This window comes from Micromonospora sp. MW-13 (assembly GCF_003434305.1).
Classification (GTDB): Bacteria; Actinomycetota; Actinomycetes; order Mycobacteriales; family Micromonosporaceae; genus Micromonospora.
In genome coordinates this window covers 78607-92695 of record NZ_QKKX01000047.1, presented here as the reverse complement: position 1 = coordinate 92695, position 14089 = coordinate 78607, and the positions used below count along the sequence as shown (strand labels likewise).

Annotated in this window: 15 protein-coding genes and 1 riboswitch; of the genes, 9 read left to right on the top strand and 6 right to left on the bottom strand. The window is 71.3% G+C overall.

What is annotated here, in order from left to right:
* The first annotated feature begins 222 nt into the window (after window positions 1-222).
* On the top strand, window positions 223-699 hold the full coding sequence (locus C5N14_RS22445; protein ID WP_117670325.1) for a spore-associated protein A: 477 nt from the start codon (window positions 223-225) through the stop codon (window positions 697-699).
* A 459-nt stretch (window positions 700-1158) separates the two neighbouring features.
* The gene (locus C5N14_RS22440; RefSeq protein WP_117670323.1) at window positions 1159-2454 is read left to right on the top strand and encodes an MFS transporter; all 1296 of its coding nucleotides are present in this window, start codon (window positions 1159-1161) and stop codon (window positions 2452-2454) included.
* A gap of 54 nt (window positions 2455-2508) precedes the next feature.
* Here C5N14_RS22440 and C5N14_RS22435 read toward each other — a convergent pair whose 3' ends face one another.
* The 3 genes from C5N14_RS22435 to C5N14_RS22425 are packed head-to-tail and all read right to left on the bottom strand — an operon-like array spanning window position 2509 to window position 3613.
* Window positions 2509-2967, bottom strand: a complete 459-nt coding sequence (locus C5N14_RS22435; RefSeq protein WP_117670321.1) for a barstar family protein — start codon at window positions 2965-2967, stop codon at window positions 2509-2511.
* Window positions 2952-3320, bottom strand: a complete 369-nt coding sequence (locus tag C5N14_RS22430) for a DoxX family protein (protein ID WP_207892835.1) — start codon at window positions 3318-3320, stop codon at window positions 2952-2954. Before C5N14_RS22430 ends, C5N14_RS22435 begins: the two co-directional genes overlap by 16 nt.
* Window positions 3317-3613, bottom strand: coding sequence for a hypothetical protein (locus C5N14_RS22425; RefSeq protein ID WP_117670319.1), 297 nt, complete (start codon window positions 3611-3613; stop codon window positions 3317-3319). Before C5N14_RS22425 ends, C5N14_RS22430 begins: the two co-directional genes overlap by 4 nt.
* A gap of 89 nt (window positions 3614-3702) precedes the next feature.
* Between C5N14_RS22425 and C5N14_RS22420 the strand changes: the two genes are divergently transcribed.
* Window positions 3703-4551 carry a sigma-70 family RNA polymerase sigma factor gene (locus C5N14_RS22420; RefSeq protein WP_117670317.1) on the top strand — a complete coding sequence of 283 codons (849 nt, stop codon included), beginning with the start codon at window positions 3703-3705 and terminating at the stop codon, window positions 4549-4551.
* 184 nt (window positions 4552-4735) lie between these two features.
* On the opposite strand, the gene C5N14_RS22415 is transcribed toward C5N14_RS22420, so the two are convergent.
* Window positions 4736-5578, bottom strand: coding sequence for an AraC family transcriptional regulator (locus C5N14_RS22415; RefSeq protein ID WP_207892834.1), 843 nt, complete (start codon window positions 5576-5578; stop codon window positions 4736-4738).
* Between the two features lie 123 nt (window positions 5579-5701).
* Here C5N14_RS22415 and C5N14_RS22410 point away from each other — a divergent pair, with 123 nt between their 5' ends.
* From C5N14_RS22410 to C5N14_RS22390, 5 genes are read left to right on the top strand one after another with little or no spacing between them, the layout of a single operon-like run.
* Window positions 5702-6706, top strand: coding sequence for an ABC transporter substrate-binding protein (locus tag C5N14_RS22410; RefSeq protein WP_117670313.1), 1005 nt, complete (start codon window positions 5702-5704; stop codon window positions 6704-6706).
* Entirely contained in the window at window positions 6703-7518 is an 816-nt protein-coding gene (locus C5N14_RS22405; protein WP_117670311.1) for a siderophore-interacting protein, read from the top strand. The genes C5N14_RS22410 and C5N14_RS22405 overlap by 4 nt, the downstream gene beginning before the upstream one ends.
* The gene (locus C5N14_RS22400; RefSeq protein WP_117670309.1) at window positions 7508-8497 is read left to right on the top strand and encodes an iron ABC transporter permease; all 990 of its coding nucleotides are present in this window, start codon (window positions 7508-7510) and stop codon (window positions 8495-8497) included. Before C5N14_RS22405 ends, C5N14_RS22400 begins: the two co-directional genes overlap by 11 nt.
* Window positions 8494-9513 carry an iron chelate uptake ABC transporter family permease subunit gene (locus tag C5N14_RS22395; protein WP_117670307.1) on the top strand — a complete coding sequence of 340 codons (1020 nt, stop codon included), beginning with the start codon at window positions 8494-8496 and terminating at the stop codon, window positions 9511-9513. The genes C5N14_RS22400 and C5N14_RS22395 overlap by 4 nt, the downstream gene beginning before the upstream one ends.
* The gene (locus C5N14_RS22390) at window positions 9510-10286 is read left to right on the top strand and encodes an ABC transporter ATP-binding protein (protein WP_117670305.1); all 777 of its coding nucleotides are present in this window, start codon (window positions 9510-9512) and stop codon (window positions 10284-10286) included. The genes C5N14_RS22395 and C5N14_RS22390 overlap by 4 nt, the downstream gene beginning before the upstream one ends.
* A gap of 70 nt (window positions 10287-10356) precedes the next feature.
* On the opposite strand, the gene C5N14_RS22380 is transcribed toward C5N14_RS22390, so the two are convergent.
* A complete protein-coding gene (locus C5N14_RS22380; RefSeq protein ID WP_117670303.1) occupies window positions 10357-11532 on the bottom strand; it encodes an acyltransferase in 1176 nt (391 codons plus the stop codon).
* Between the two features lie 177 nt (window positions 11533-11709).
* Window positions 11710-12930 carry a globin domain-containing protein gene (locus C5N14_RS22375; protein WP_117670301.1) on the bottom strand — a complete coding sequence of 407 codons (1221 nt, stop codon included), beginning with the start codon at window positions 12928-12930 and terminating at the stop codon, window positions 11710-11712.
* A 159-nt stretch (window positions 12931-13089) separates the two neighbouring features.
* On the opposite strand from C5N14_RS22375, the gene C5N14_RS22370 reads away from it, so the two are divergent.
* A complete protein-coding gene (locus C5N14_RS22370; RefSeq protein ID WP_117670299.1) occupies window positions 13090-13524 on the top strand; it encodes an Rrf2 family transcriptional regulator in 435 nt (144 codons plus the stop codon).
* Between the two features lie 240 nt (window positions 13525-13764).
* Window positions 13765-13982, top strand: a riboswitch (cobalamin riboswitch).
* Window positions 13983-14089: the final 107 nt, after the last annotated feature.

Sequence of the window (14089 nt, the reverse complement as noted above, 5' to 3'; positions counted from 1 at the left end):
CAGCGTGGCACGTTGGGGAGGTAGGCGTCGTGACGAGTGAGACATGCCGGTTCGCGAACATCATCAATTGCCGAGAGGAGTGCGGCTGAATCCGCAATCAACCTGACACTCCCAGCCCGACCGCGTCCGGGGAGGAAACGGTGACCGTTTCGACACCTGTCCGTCGGGGGCGGACAGGTGGTTGTCTCGGTGCTGCCAACCGGAACCAAGGAAGGACCGTTCATGTCGATCTTCCGCCGCACCCCTGCCGGCACCCTCCGCACCCGCACCGCCGCCGTGCTCGGTACTCTCGCGCTGACCACCAGTGGCCTGGTGGGACTATCGGCCGGTCCGGCCAACGCCATTCCCCGGACGAACTACTGTGGCAGCTCCTACGGGTTCCTGAAATCATGGCCCATCTCGTGGAGGGGCCAGTCCGGGGGCTACATCGACGTCTACTACAACAGCTCGAACGGCTACAACTGCGTCATCGCCCGCACGAACGACAGCGTGATCAGCAGCGCCTGGGACATCGTCGTCGCGGCCCGCAAGAGCGGCGGCACCTGGCAGACCGACGGCGACAAGCCGGGCCAGAACTTCACCAAGTACGCGGGGCCGCTCTACGTCTACGCCCCGAACAGCTGCATCGACATCAGTGGCAGCTTCGACACGTCCGGCGGGGGCGGGGCCACCGGCTACGATCGCGTCCACTGCGGCTGATCCGGACAAAACGGCAGATCCCCTGGTCAATGTGGCGGTAAACCGCCCCAGCCGATGAGCCTCCGTCGCCCGGTCCGGTATGGCTCGTCCCCCTGTCGTTGATGATCCGGGGGGTGTTGTCGCCGGGCCGGGTGGCGTCGACGGACCACTGGCAGGGGACCCAACCGTCCATCGCACAAACTATTCGGCCCCACGCCCTCCGAATGTGCCGTGGCCGTGGACGGCCAGCCGTGGTCGTAGCGCCGCACCGCCTTTTCTGCTGTCAAGAAAATGGCTCGATCGAAGCGCAGTTGAAGCCGATCGTTACAGGTGTCCCCTGCACCACCTGTGGGTGGGTCACCGCCGAGTTCGACCCTCTGGGCTCGGACACCTCAGCCACGAGTGCGTCCCGGGGCCGAACCGGCTCGGCGCCCTCGAACCGCTCCGGGTAGATTCTGTCCTGTCCTAGCTGGAGGGCTGGTGCTGGCTCCACTGCGGTATGGCGTGTTCCGATACCTGGCTGCTGGCCGAATGGTCAACATGCTGGGCAACGGTGTCGCTCCCATCGCGCTCGCCTTCGCCGTACTCGATCTGACCGGCTCGGTGCGTGACCTGGGGCTGGTGGTCGGCGCCAGATCGCTGGCGACCGTGCTGTTCGTGCTCTTCGGTGGGGTGGTGGCCGACCGGATTCCGCGCCGGTTGGTGCTTGTCGGCTCCAACGTGCTGGGTGCGCTGACCCAGGCGGCGGTTGCCGCCCTGGTGCTCACCGGAACGGCGACGATCCCGCTGTTGCTGACGCTCGGCGCGGCGAACGGCATCGTGAGCGCCCTGTCCCAGCCAGCCTCGGCCTCCGCGACGCCGCAGACCGTGCCGCCGGAGCTGATCCAGCAGGCCAACGCGCTCATCCGGCTCGGCATAAACGCGGGCATGATCGGCGGCGCCGCGCTCGGCGGCCTCCTCGTGGCCGCCGTCGGGCCCGGCTGGGGCCTCGCCGTCGACGCGCTCACCTTCGCTGTCGCGGCTTTGGCGTTCACCGGAGTCCGGATCACTGCCCCGCAGGCGAAGAGCGCCCGCACGGGCATCATCGCCGACCTCCAGGTGGGCTGGACCGAGTTCACCGCTCGCACCTGGGTCTGGGCCGTGGTACTCGGCTTCATGATCCTCAACGCGGCCCTCGCCGGCGGCGTGAACGTGCTCGGCCCGACCGTCGCCGACGAGACGATCGGCCGTAGCGCCTGGGGCGTGGTCCTGGCCGCACAAACCGCCGGAATGGTGGCGGGCGGATTGATCGCCCTGCGGATCCGGGTGCGCCGGCTGCTGCTGCTCGGGGTGGCCTGCATGTTCGCCGAGTCGTTCCTGCTGGTGGGGCTGGCCCTGGCGCCCACCATCGTCGTGCTGGTGGCGTCCGCACTAGCGGTCGGCGTCGCCGTCGAACAGTTCGCGGTGGCCTGGGACACGTCGATCGCACAGCACATCCCGGCCGACCGGCTGGCCCGCGTCTACTCCTACGACATGTTGGGATCCTGGGTCGCCATCCCACTCGGCCAGGTGGCGGTCGGACCACTCGCCGCGGTGATCGGCACCCGCGACACGCTGCTGCTCCTCGCCGCGCTGGTGGTGCTCGCCGTCCTCGGCATGCTGGCCAGTCGAGACGTCCGCCGGCTGCGGGCGGTGGCTCCCAGCCGCGCCGGCGACGAAGCGCAGGCCGAGCCAGCCAACGGTGGACCGGGGGACAGCGCCACCACCACGCCCACCGAACCAGCCGCCCGCGCCTGACCCGACGGCGGACCTTCCCCAAGGCCAGCCGCACCGTCCGTTCGAAGACCAGGATCAGCGGACTGCCCGGGCGATCTCCTGCCGCAGCAGCGCCGCCTCATCGTCGCGGTCGCACAGCAGCAACACCTTGAACGGGACGCCCTTGCCGGCTGGCCGGCCGAGTGGGTTCGCCCAGTGGTGAACGGCCCGGGACAGGATCTGGAACAGTGTGTGCTGCTCCTCGGCACTGCTCGACAGCAACCAGGGCGCGTCCTCGACCACGATCAGATACCCGTCCGCGGGCAACCAGGTCAGATCACAGAGACAGTCGGACAACGCGTTCCAGTTCCAGCCGAAGTAGCCGGGAAAGAGCAGCGCGTCTGAGAACTCGTAGAAGGCGTGGCCCGCATCCGTCATCCTCGTTCCGTCAAGCCGGGCGACAACGAACCTGCCGGTGCGTGAACCCGGCGGGGCACCGAACGACTCAGCATCAACGCAGGCCCCAAGCGCCGCGGCGATCAACTGCCCGACCATGCGAAATGCCCGAGCGCAGCGACCGCCAGGCCGAGGAAGACCACGGGGAAGGCGATGTTGTGGAACACCTGCGCCCGGACGTGGGCGAGGACGGCTCCGACGAAGAACACCACCAGCCCAACGGCAGCGGCCAGCCCGACGACCGGCCAGCCGAGCAGCCCGACCACGAGCCCCGCTACCCCCAGGCCCTCAAGAATCGCGAGGTAGGGGATCCACCTGCGTTCCAGGCCCACCTCTGCCGAGTTCTGCACCACGAACTGCGCCTGGACCGCCTTGGCGGCGACCTCGAAGGCATTGGCCAGAATGCAGCCGAGAGTCGCAATGAACAGACCGACTTCGACCCCTGCGATCAACGGGAGTACCGCCCCAACACCGTCACCGACTGCGGGGCTACAGGCACTTCCGCCCACCCAGCGACCTTGGCCCTGAAAGCGAGGGCCTCTTGGATCTCCAGGAGCGGATTGGTGTCCGCGTCGGCGAGCTCCAGGATCAGCAGGAACTCCGCGCCGTCCCCCACCCGCAACGCGGTGTAGTCGATGCCCGTCGGCGCCGCCTCCTCCATAGCGGCGAACAGGCGCTTAATGCCGTCTTCGACTTCCCCAATCTTCTCTGCACCGGTGCTGAATCGGACGATCTGTACGCTCATGTCTGTCTCCTCAACGGGATACGCTCGGCAGGCATCTGGTCTCTCTCACACCTCCTGACGTCGAGCACGCTTGAAAGGTGACCTCACCCGTGGAACTCGGTGAACACTTCGAGGCGGCCCGACCCCGGCTGATGTCGCTGGCCCACCGGGTCGTGGGCTCGCATCACGACGCCGAGGACGCCGTCCAGACCGCCTGGACTCGGGTGCAGGCATCGGACGCGACCGGCGTCACGAATCTGGAGGGCTGGTTCACCACGGTGACCGCACGCTTGTGTCTGGACCTTCTTCGGGCCCGCAAGCGACGGGGCGAACTCCCCCTGCTCGCCGATGACATCCCCAGCGAACAGATCAGCGCCGACGAGGCGTTCCTCCGCCGCGAGGAGGTTTCCAGGGCGCTGCTCGTGCTGCTCGCCGAACTCTCACCCAAACAGCGAGTGGCGTACGTCCTGCACGATCTGTTCGCTGTCCCGTTCGCGCAGGTCGCTGTCGTGCTCGACACGAACCCGGCCTCGGCGAAGAAGCTGGCCAGCCGTGCCCGGGCGAAGCTCCGCGGCGCTCAACCTGTCGAACCCGACCACCGCACAGAATCGACCGAGATCGTCGAGGCCTTCCTCGCAGCTGCAAAGGGTGGTGACATCGCACGACTCGTCACCCTGATGGCTCCCGACGCCGTCCGCGCTGCTGACATTCGCCTGCTCCCGACTGGCGCCCGAACCGAAGTCCGGGGAGCTGCGGCAATCGCACAAGAGACGAAGACATTCGTCGATCGCATCGCTGCCGCAGTTCCAGTTCTCATCGGCGGTCACCCCGGAGCGGTCATCGCACCGGGTGGACACGCGTACGCGCTCATCCGCTTCCGGGTCAACACCGGACTCGTCACCAGGATCGACATCACTCCGTACACGCCCGGCGCGATGGCACTTGCCCTGGCAGCCTGACCCACGCCACCGCGTTGACCATCGCGTACAGATCTGGGGCGGTGACGTCCACTCCCAGCCCTCCGGCCGCCGCACCGACACCCGCTACGCGCCCCGCGGTGGTCCGGCGCGGGGCGCGGAAGCGGGCGGACAACGAGCGGAGACCCCGGCCCGCTGCCGATGTCGACGGCTCAGGTTCCCGCTATCAGTGGAAACGGGACAACAGCAGCGGCTTGCCAGCACCGTCTCCGGCGTGGATCATCGCTGCGGCGCGGCCGGGCGTGCAGCCGTACTCCCGGACGAAGGCGGAGATGAAGGCGGACGGACTGGCGTACCCGATGCGACGGGCGACCTCGCCGACTGGTCGGGTAGGTAGCAGCGTCAGCGACGCGCGCAGCCGCAGCCTGGTCCGCCATTGCGAGTACGACATGCCGAACTCGCGGTCGAAGTCGCGTTGCAGCGTCTTGACGCTGACGTGCAGCCGCTCGGCCCACTCGTCGAGGCGGGTGGGGTCGCCGGGGTCGTTGGCCAGCGCCATGGCGACCGTCACCGCGACGCCGGGGCCACCGGCCTGCCGGTCGTCGGCCGGCTGGGAACGGGGGCCGAGCCCGGTCATGATCCGGCTGCGGGCCTCGGCCGCGCCGCGCTCGTCGTACTCCCGGTCGGCCAGCGCCAGGACGAGTTCCGCCGCTTCGACGGCGATGTGGGCGGCACCGGCACGGAGGCCGTCGAGGGCGGCGGGCACCTCGCGCAGGCAGATCCGGTAGACGGTCTGCCGGTCCGCCGCGTGCACCTCGTGGGTCACCCCTCGGTGGACCCAGAAGACCTCGTCCGAGCCGATGAAGGCGGTGCGCCGGCCGTGGCGGGCGGAGAGGATGCCGTCAGGCGACCAGTAGAGCTGGTGCAGGAAATCCTGCCGGTTCTCACCGAACGCCATGGGGGCCGCCGAGCGGTATCTCAGGACGAGGATGCCGTCGGGCCTGCCGAGGCCGTAGCCGAACTCCTCACAGCTGACGGGATCCGCCGCGAGCGGGTCCGCGACAGTCACGCTCTGACCTCTACCCGACATGGGTTGACCTCTCGCCGACATCCCGAAAACAAAAGCAAGGCTAACCTAAGTTTGCAGCCCAGCGGGGTTGCCCCCTCCTGAAGCCCTTCGAAGGAACAGTCAATGTCCGTACGACAACACTGGCGTCCGGCCGTCGCCGCCGCCCTGGCACTCGCCGTGGTGACCGGTTGCGGATCCGGCGGTTCCGAACCCGCCACCAAGTCCGACGGCGGCTCCGGCACCCGCGTCTTCTCCGCCGACAACGGCGAGATCAAGATCCCCGCCGCCCCCGAGCGCGTGGTCGCCACCGGCTATGCGGTACCGGTCCTCATCGAGGCGGACGCCGCCCTGGTGGGGATCTCGACCTGGAAGCGCGGCCTGGCGATGATGACCGAGCAGGACCGCGCCACCTACGACCGGCTGCCCAAGGTCGCGGGCGAGGCTGCCGCCGAGACCAACTACGAGGCCATCGCCGCAGCCAAGCCGGACCTCATCGTGATCGGCGTGCCGAAGCCGGTCCTCGGCGACATCGACATGAAGCGGCTCGAGAGCATCGCGCCCGTCGTCGCGATCGGCCCCACGGTTCCCGACGCCTGGCGCGAGCTGTCCCGCCGCCAGTCCGACGCCGCCGGTCGCACCGAGCACTTCGAGACGGCCAAGAACGCGTACGAGAAGAGGGCGGGGGAGCTGAGGGCCAAGTACGGCGCCGCGCTCGCCAGCCTGAAGTTCGGGCACCTGGGCTCCTACGGCGACATCTCCAAGGGCACGTTCCACCGCGAGTTCGCCAGGTCGTGGGGCACCAACATCGCCCAGGACGTGGGCGTGACCTACTACGGCGAGGTCAAGAAGAAGGGCGGCGGCGGGCTCGACGTGACCGAGTACCCCGCGATCGAGGAACTGCCGGAGAGCCTCGGCGAGGCCGACGCCATCACGTACACCCTCCAGCCCGACGGCACCCCCGCCGAGGCGGTGAAGCAGGTGCTCGACTCCGCGCTGTGGAAGAACCTGCCCGCGGTCAGGGCCGGCCGGATGTTCCCGCTGCAGTACACGGAGGCGGCGACGTACGAGTCGGCCCTCAAGACCCTCGACTCCGTCGACAGGGCGTTCGCGCCGCTGCTCGCCCGATGACCGTCGACCGTCACGATCCGGCCACGCGGGTCGCCGCCCACCACCGCGCGGGCAGCGGCACGGCCCGGATCGGCTACCCGATCGGGGTACGGAGCATCCGGGTCGTCGCCCGGCAGCAGCTGACCCCGCGCATACTGCGGCTGACCCTCGCCGGCCCGGCCCTCGCCGGCTTCCACACCTACCAGGCCGACGACCATGTCAAGATCGTCTTTCCCGATCCGGACGGCACCCGCCGCGACCCCGTTCCGAACGGGCAGGGGATGCTCGACTGGCCACGGCCGCTGCCCACCACCCGCAAGTACACGGTTCGCCGGTACGACGCCGCCGGCCACGAGCTCGACCTGGACTTCGTGCTGCACGACGGCGGCGTCGCCTCGACCTGGGCGACCTCGGCGGCGGTGGGCGACGAGGTGACGATCGCCGGCCCGCCCGGGGCGAAGGCGTTCCCGCACCACTACGACCACTACGTCTTCGCCGTCGACAGCACCGCCCTGCCAGCCGTCGGCCGGTGGCTGGACCACTCCCCCGCCGACGTGTCGGCCCACGTCGTGGTCGAGGTCGACGACGCCGCCGAACGGGGCTACCCGCTGGCGTCGCGCGACGGGGTGACGGTGACCTGGCTGGTGCGCGAGAGCACGGGCTCGACGCTCGCGGAGGAGGTGCGGTCGCTGCGCCTGCCGGCGGGGCGGGCCTTCCTCTTCGCGGCCGGCGAGGCGACCGACATCAGGCCGCTGCGCGCCTGGAGCCGGGACGGCCTCGACTCGCTGATCACCGGGTACTGGAAACGCGGGATCGCCGGGCTTGAAGACTGACCTGTCCCGACGGGCGACCCTCCTGCTCGTGTCCGTCGCGCTGCTCGTCGTCGCGGCAGGCGCGAGCCTGGTCGTGGGCGCCCGCGCCGTCGCGGTGGCCGAGGTCTGGCGGGCGCTCACCGACTTCGCGGGCACCGCCGACCACCTCGTCGTACGCGACATCCGGCTGCCCCGCACGATCCTCGGCGTCTGTGTCGGCGCCGCCCTCGGCGCGGCCGGGGTGCTGATCCAGTCGCTGACCCGCAACCCGCTGGCCGAGCCCGGCATCCTCGGGGTGACCGCCGGGGCCGGTTTCGCCATCAACCTGGGTGTCCTGGCGGGCGTCGCCGGGTCGCAGTCCGGGCAGCTCGTGCTCGCGGTGGCCGGCTCCGCCCTCGCCGCGGTCGTGGTCTACGCCGTCGGGCGGGCCTCGCCGCTGCGGCTGGTCCTCGCCGGCGTCGCACTGAGCTGGGTCCTGATGGGCGTCTCGCTCGGCCTGCGGCTGACCTTCCCCGACGTCTTCGACCGGTACCGGTTCTGGTCGGTGGGGGCGCTGGCCGGCAGCGAGCAGACGCCGTTGGTGGTGCCCGTGCTGGTGACCGTGGCCGCCCTGGTCGCCGCGATGGCCGCGACGGGACCGCTGAACGCGCTGGCCCTCGGCGAGAACGTCGCCCACGCGCTCGGCGCCCACGTGCCGCGGATCCGGGTCGCCGTCCTGGTGCTCGTCACCCTGCTCACCGGCGTCGCCACCGCCGTTGCCGGGCCGATCGCGTTCGTCGGCCTGATGGTTCCGCACCTGGCGCGGCGGCTGGCGGTCGACTCGATTCCGTGGATCATGGCGTACTCGATGCTGCTCGGGCCGGTCCTGCTGCTCGTCGCCGACGTCGGCTCGCGGGTCCTGCTGCCCACGGGCGAGGTCCCGGTGTCGATCGTCACGGCGTTCCTGGGCGGGCCGGTGCTGATCTGGGCCGTCCGTCGCTACGGTGCGGCGGCGCTGTGAGCACGGTGACGCTGCGGGCGGGGCCGGTCGAGGTCGAGGTCGAACGACGCACCGCCGTCGTGTCGTCGGGGCTCGTCGCGGTCGCGGCGGCCCTCGCCCTGCTGGCCCTCTGTCACGGGCAGGACTGGGCCACCCCGGCGGAGGTGTTCACGGCCCTGGTCCGGGGCGGCGAGTCGGCCTTCGTGATCAGGGAGTGGCGGCTGCCGAGGGTGGCCGCCGCGCTGGTCTTCGGCGCCTCCCTGGGGCTCGCCGGAGCGGTCTTCCAGAACCTGACCCGCAACGCGCTGGGCAGCCCCGACGTCATCGGCCTCGACGCGGGCGCCTACACCGGTGCGCTGGTGGCGATCACGGTGCTCAACGGCACCGCCGGGCAGCTCGCGGCGGGCTCGGTGGCGGGCGGGCTGCTGGCCGCCGCGGTCATCTACCTGCTGTCACTGGACTCCGGGCTCAGCGGCCTCCGGCTGGTCGTCATCGGGATCGCCGTGAACGCGATGCTGACCGCGCTCAACTCCTGGATCGTGCTGCGGGCCGAGATCGACGTGGCGCTCGCCGCGACCGGGTGGAACGCCGGCTCGCTCAACGGCGTCGACTGGGCCGAGGTGCGGCTCCCGTTCGCCATCATCGGCCTGCTCGTGCTGCTGCTCGTCGTGATCTCCCACGCCATGCACCAGGCGGCGCTGGGCGACGAGGTCGCCCGCACCACCGGCGTACACCTGGGCCGGCTCCGGCTGCTGATGGTCCTGGCCGGCGTGGGCTGCACCGCGACGGTGACCGCGGTCGCCGGGCCGGTCGTGTTCATCGCCCTCGCCGCGCCCCAGATCGGCCGGCGGCTCGCCCGGGCCGCCGGCGTGCCCCTGGTGCCGGCGGCGCTGACCGGCGCGGTGCTGCTGCTGGCCGCCGACCTCGTCGCGCAGCTGCTGCTGGCGCCGGTCGCGCTGCCCGTCGGTGTGGTCACCACGGCGATCGGCGGCTGCTATCTCATCTGGCTGCTCGGCATGGAGGTGAAACGACGGTGACCAGTCGCCTGACCGCGGAGGACGTCACGCTCGGCTACGGCGAGCGGGTGGTGTCGACGCGGGTGAGCCTGGCCGTCCCGGACGGCGCGTTCACGGCCATCGTGGGGCCCAACGCGTGTGGGAAGTCGACGTTGCTCAAGGCGTTCGTCCGACTGCTCACGCCGTCGTCGGGCACCGTCCGCCTCGACGGCCGGGACGTGGCCGGCCACCGCCCGAAGAGGTTCGCGCGACAGGTGGGGTTCCTGCCCCAGGGCCTGGTCGCTCCGGAGAACATCGTCGTCCGGCGGCTCGTCGCCCGGGGCCGTTACCCGCACCAGTCCCTGCTCGCCACCGGATCGGCCGCCGACGAGGAGGCCGTCCGGTCGGCCATGGCGGTGGCCGGCGTCACGGACCTGGCCGAGCGGCCCGTCGAGGAGTTGTCCGGAGGGCAACGGCAACGGGTCTGGATCGCGATGGTGCTGGCGCAGGAGACGCAGTACCTGCTGCTCGACGAGCCCACCACGTTCCTCGACATCACCCACCAGTACGAGTTGCTGGCGCTCTTCGCCCGGCTGCGCGACGAGGGCCGCTCGATCGTCGCGGTCCTGCACGACATCAACCAGGCCTGCCGCTTCGCCGATCACATCGTCGCGATGAAGGACGGCCGGGTTGTCGCGCAGGGGGCACCGGCCGACGTGGTGGACGCGGCCCTCATGCAGGAGGTCTTCGGCCTGCCGAGCATCGTGATGTCGAACCCGGCGACCGGCACTCCGATGGTGGTGCCGACCGTCTAGCGTCCTACCCTCGACCTCGACCTCGACCTCGACCTCGACCTCGACCTCGACCTCGACCTCGACCTCGACGTCACCGAGCCGCCGGAACTCGTCGCGCGCCTGCCGGACGCTGACCGCCCGCTACGCCCGCTGCACCCCTGACACCGGCCGGCAGCCGCCGTCCGGTGGGCTGCTCGAACCGGCGGACCGCGAGAACCAGCACGGCCAGCGTGGCGGCCAACACCGGGAACCAGCCGAGCCGGGCCAGCACCCAGTTCGCGCCCGTCGGCGCGTCCCCCATCCCGGGCAGTACGCCCACCCGGCGGGTGGCCTCGGCCACCACGACAAGTGCGGTGTGGTGCCAGCAGAAGATGCTCATCGCGCTCACGTTGAGCGCGGTGACGACCGCCCACGGGCCGGGACGGCGCAGCAGCCGCTCGAACCGGTCCCGCAGTTGCAGCGCGGCGCCGATCTGGATGAGGGCCAGCGCCGGCACCAGCAGCGACGGCGGGTTGGAGTTCGACCGGTCGCTGCCCGGAACGCTGACGATGCTGACCGGGTAGCGCGCCACCAGCAGGAGGAACGCGAACAGGGCGAGGCCGCCGGCCAGCATCGACCAGGCCGCGCGTCGGCCGAGCCGGCCGCGCGCCCAGGCGATGCCGAGCAGGTAGGCGAATCCCCAGGCGGGCAGCGTGGTCAGGTACCCGAACCAGTCGGGCACGAGATCCCGACCGGGGCCGTACCGCACCAGGTCCACCAGGGCGACCGCGCCCACGCCGGCCAGGGCCGCGCGGGTGCCGTACCGCCGGTCCAGCCGCATCAGGTACGGCGTGAGAGTGGTGATCACCGCGTAGACGGCGATGAACCACAGCGGCTGGAAGAAGAGCACCAACCAGGTACGCAGCGTGCCGCCGGGCACCCCGCCGATCCGGGCGAGCCCCAGCAGTACGGCCACGATGCCGCCCCCGACGAGTACCGGCGTGGCCAACCTGCGGAGCCGGACGCCCACCCACTCCCGGTCCGACTGGCCACGTCGCCCGGCCCGGTCCAGGCTGCGGGCGCACGAGTAGCCGCCGACCAGGAAGAAGAGACCGAGCAGTTGCAGCACCCAGGTCGCCGGGTGCAGCCACGGCAGATAGCGCATGGGGCTGTCGATCCGCAGCGCGCCGGCCGGGTCGGCGACCAGCGCCCCGACCAGCCAGTGCCCGCAGACGACTCCGAGGATCGCCAGCGCGCGCAGGCCGTCCACCACCCTGTCCCGGTCCATCCGGCCCTCCCAACTCGGTATGGCACCGACGCTAGGAATTTCCGCGGACCGAAACGATCCCGCTTGCCGCCCAATCGCTGGTGGGGCCTACCCCACCCGCAGGCGAGCAAGTCCCGTGTTGGGGGGACGGGTGGGACCAGCCCCGGCGGGTCGGCGGCCCGCCGGGGCGGGCCCGGGTCAGTTCGGCTCGCCACGCAGCATGCCGGGCCCGAACACCTCGTAGGCGATCCGCTCCACCGGTACGCCCCGGCGCAACAGGCCACCCCGGACGGTGTTCATGAACGGCAACGGCCCGCACAGGTGCACGTGGGCGTCGAGGGAGAGCGGGATCAGCTCGGGGTCGACCCGGCCACCGGTCACCTCGGCGGGGACGCCGGGCAGCGTGGCGTCGGTGGTGTCCTCGTACCACAGCGTGGTGTGCAGGTTGGGCAGCGCGGCGTGCAGGCGCGGCAGGTCACCGCGCAGGGCGTGCGCCGCGCCGGCCCGGTCGGCGTGCACCATCACCACCGGGCGCCGCGGCGTGGCGACCGCCAGGTGCTCCAGCGCGGCCATCGCCGGGGTCAGCCCGATGCCGGCGCTGACCAGCAGCAGCGGCCCGTCCCCGGCGACGGCGCTGACCTCGCCGAAGGGTGGGCTGAGTCGCAGCGGGTCACCGACCGCCACGTGCTCGTGCAGGTGGGTGGAGACCAGGCCGTCGGGGACCCCGTCGGCGCCGCGTACCCGCTTGACGGCGATCCGCCAGTGGTCGGCGCCGGGGCGGCCGGCGAGGCTGTACTGGCGGATCTGCTGGCCGCGACCGCCGTCGAGGTCGACCGCGACCGAGGTGTACTGACCGGGGACGAAGGCGGGCACCGCTCCCCCGTCGTCCGGCGTCAGGGTGAACGAGACCACGTCGGTGGTCTCCTGCCGGCGGGCGGTCACCCGCCAGGGGCGCCAGACCGACTCGCCCTCGGCCAGCCCGGCGCCCGCGTAGAGCCGGGCCTCCCGGGCGACCAGCTCGCAGGCCAGCAGCCAGTAGACCTCGTCCCAGGCGGCGGCGACCTGCGGGGTGACCGCGTCGCCGAGCACCTCCCCGACGGCGGCGAGCAGGTGCCGGCCCACGATGGTGTACTGGTTCGGGGTGATGCCCAGCGAGGCGTGCTTGTGCGCGATCCGGTCCAGGACCGGCCCCCAGGGCATGGCGCTCCGGCCGGTCAGGTGCTCGGCGTATGCGACCACGGCGGCGGCCAGGGCGGCCTGCTGCGCGCCGCTCGCCTGGTTGCCCCGGTTGAACAGGTCGAGCAGCTCGGGATGCGCGTCGAACATCCGCTGGTAGAACCGGCGCGTGATGGCCTCGCCGTGCGCCCGTACGGCGGGCAGGGTTGCCGATACCACCGCTGCTGAAGGCTGGTTGAGCACGATGTTCTCCTTCTCGGTCGCCCCTTTCGGGTGCGCCCACCAAAACAGGTATCGCGGATACCTCTTTAGGGTCGAAGGTCCCGGATCGCGGGTCGCGAGGGTCACACCGGCGCTCCGCCGGCCGTAGTGCGGGGCGTACACCCGGGCTAGGGTCGGAACGTGAAGCTCAACCGGTCCACCGACATGGCGCTGCGGATCGCCATGCTCACCGCCGCCTCGGGCCGGCGGACGACGGTGGACGAGCTGGCCGAGCGGTTGGCGCTGCCCCGCAACCACGTCGCCAAGGTGGTGCAGCGGTTGCAGCACCTCGGGGTGCTGGTGACCATCCGGGGGCGCTCCGGTGGAGTGACGTTCGCCGCGGAGGCTACGGCGTACACCGTCGGGCAGGTGGTCCGGGCGTTCGAGGGGGACGGCGAGGTGGTCGACTGCGAGGCGCCGGCCTGCCCGCTGCGGGCGGCCTGCCGGCTGCGGGTGGAGCTGCGCCAGGCGCAGGAGGCGTTCCTCGCCGTCCTCGACCGGGTGAGCCTGGGCGACCTCGTCGACGGGCCGGCCGGGCCGGTGCTGCTCGCCCTCGGCCCGGCGCCCTCGCCCTGACCCCGAGGTGCCGTGGGCTGGCCGGGCTGCCGATCCGTGTCCGGGTTCTCCCCGGATGCGGATCGGTGCGGGCTCAGCAGCTCGGTGCGACGGTGCCGGAGGAACCGGTGTGGCCGGCGGCAGGGTCGGGACTCTCGTCGCCGGCACGGAGGATAGCGCCTGGAGTGCGGAGCGTGACATGAGGTGTGCGACACGCCCGACACACCATCTAGTGTTGTTCATTTGCCACGACGCCCATATATGGTGTTGCTCGTAGCTGGTTCGACCACTGGTCCACCATGGTCGAGGCAAGAGGGAACCCGGTGTGAGTCCGGGGCTGCCCCGCAGCGGTGAGTGGGAACGACCGCCGTCACGAAGCACTGGACCCGAGAGGGGCTGGGAAGCGACGGCCAGTAGGAGACCGGGATGTCCGGTCGTGCCCGCGAGTCCGAAGACCTGCCAGCGCACCGCACACCGTCCGGTGTGCGGTGGTCGGAGGCCGCGCGGGACGGCCGACGCCGTTAGCCGGTCCCCACGGCGTCACCACCGTGCGGGGGGACTGGTGGCGTCTCCTGCGCGCCCGCCG

Excerpts from the sequence above, each read along its gene's own strand:
- C5N14_RS22405 (WP_117670311.1), top strand. The coding sequence starts at position 6,703 with ATGACCGTCGACCGTCACGATCCGGCCACGCGGGTCGCCGCCCACCAC.
- C5N14_RS22410 (WP_117670313.1), top strand. The coding sequence starts at position 5,702 with ATGTCCGTACGACAACACTGGCGTCCGGCCGTCGCCGCCGCCCTGGCA.
- C5N14_RS22445 (WP_117670325.1), top strand. The coding sequence starts at position 223 with ATGTCGATCTTCCGCCGCACCCCTGCCGGCACCCTCCGCACCCGCACC.
- C5N14_RS22435 (WP_117670321.1), bottom strand. The coding sequence starts at position 2,967 with ATGGTCGGGCAGTTGATCGCCGCGGCGCTTGGGGCCTGCGTTGATGCT.
- C5N14_RS22425 (WP_117670319.1), bottom strand. The coding sequence starts at position 3,613 with ATGAGCGTACAGATCGTCCGATTCAGCACCGGTGCAGAGAAGATTGGG.
- C5N14_RS22380 (WP_117670303.1), bottom strand. The coding sequence starts at position 11,532 with ATGGACCGGGACAGGGTGGTGGACGGCCTGCGCGCGCTGGCGATCCTC.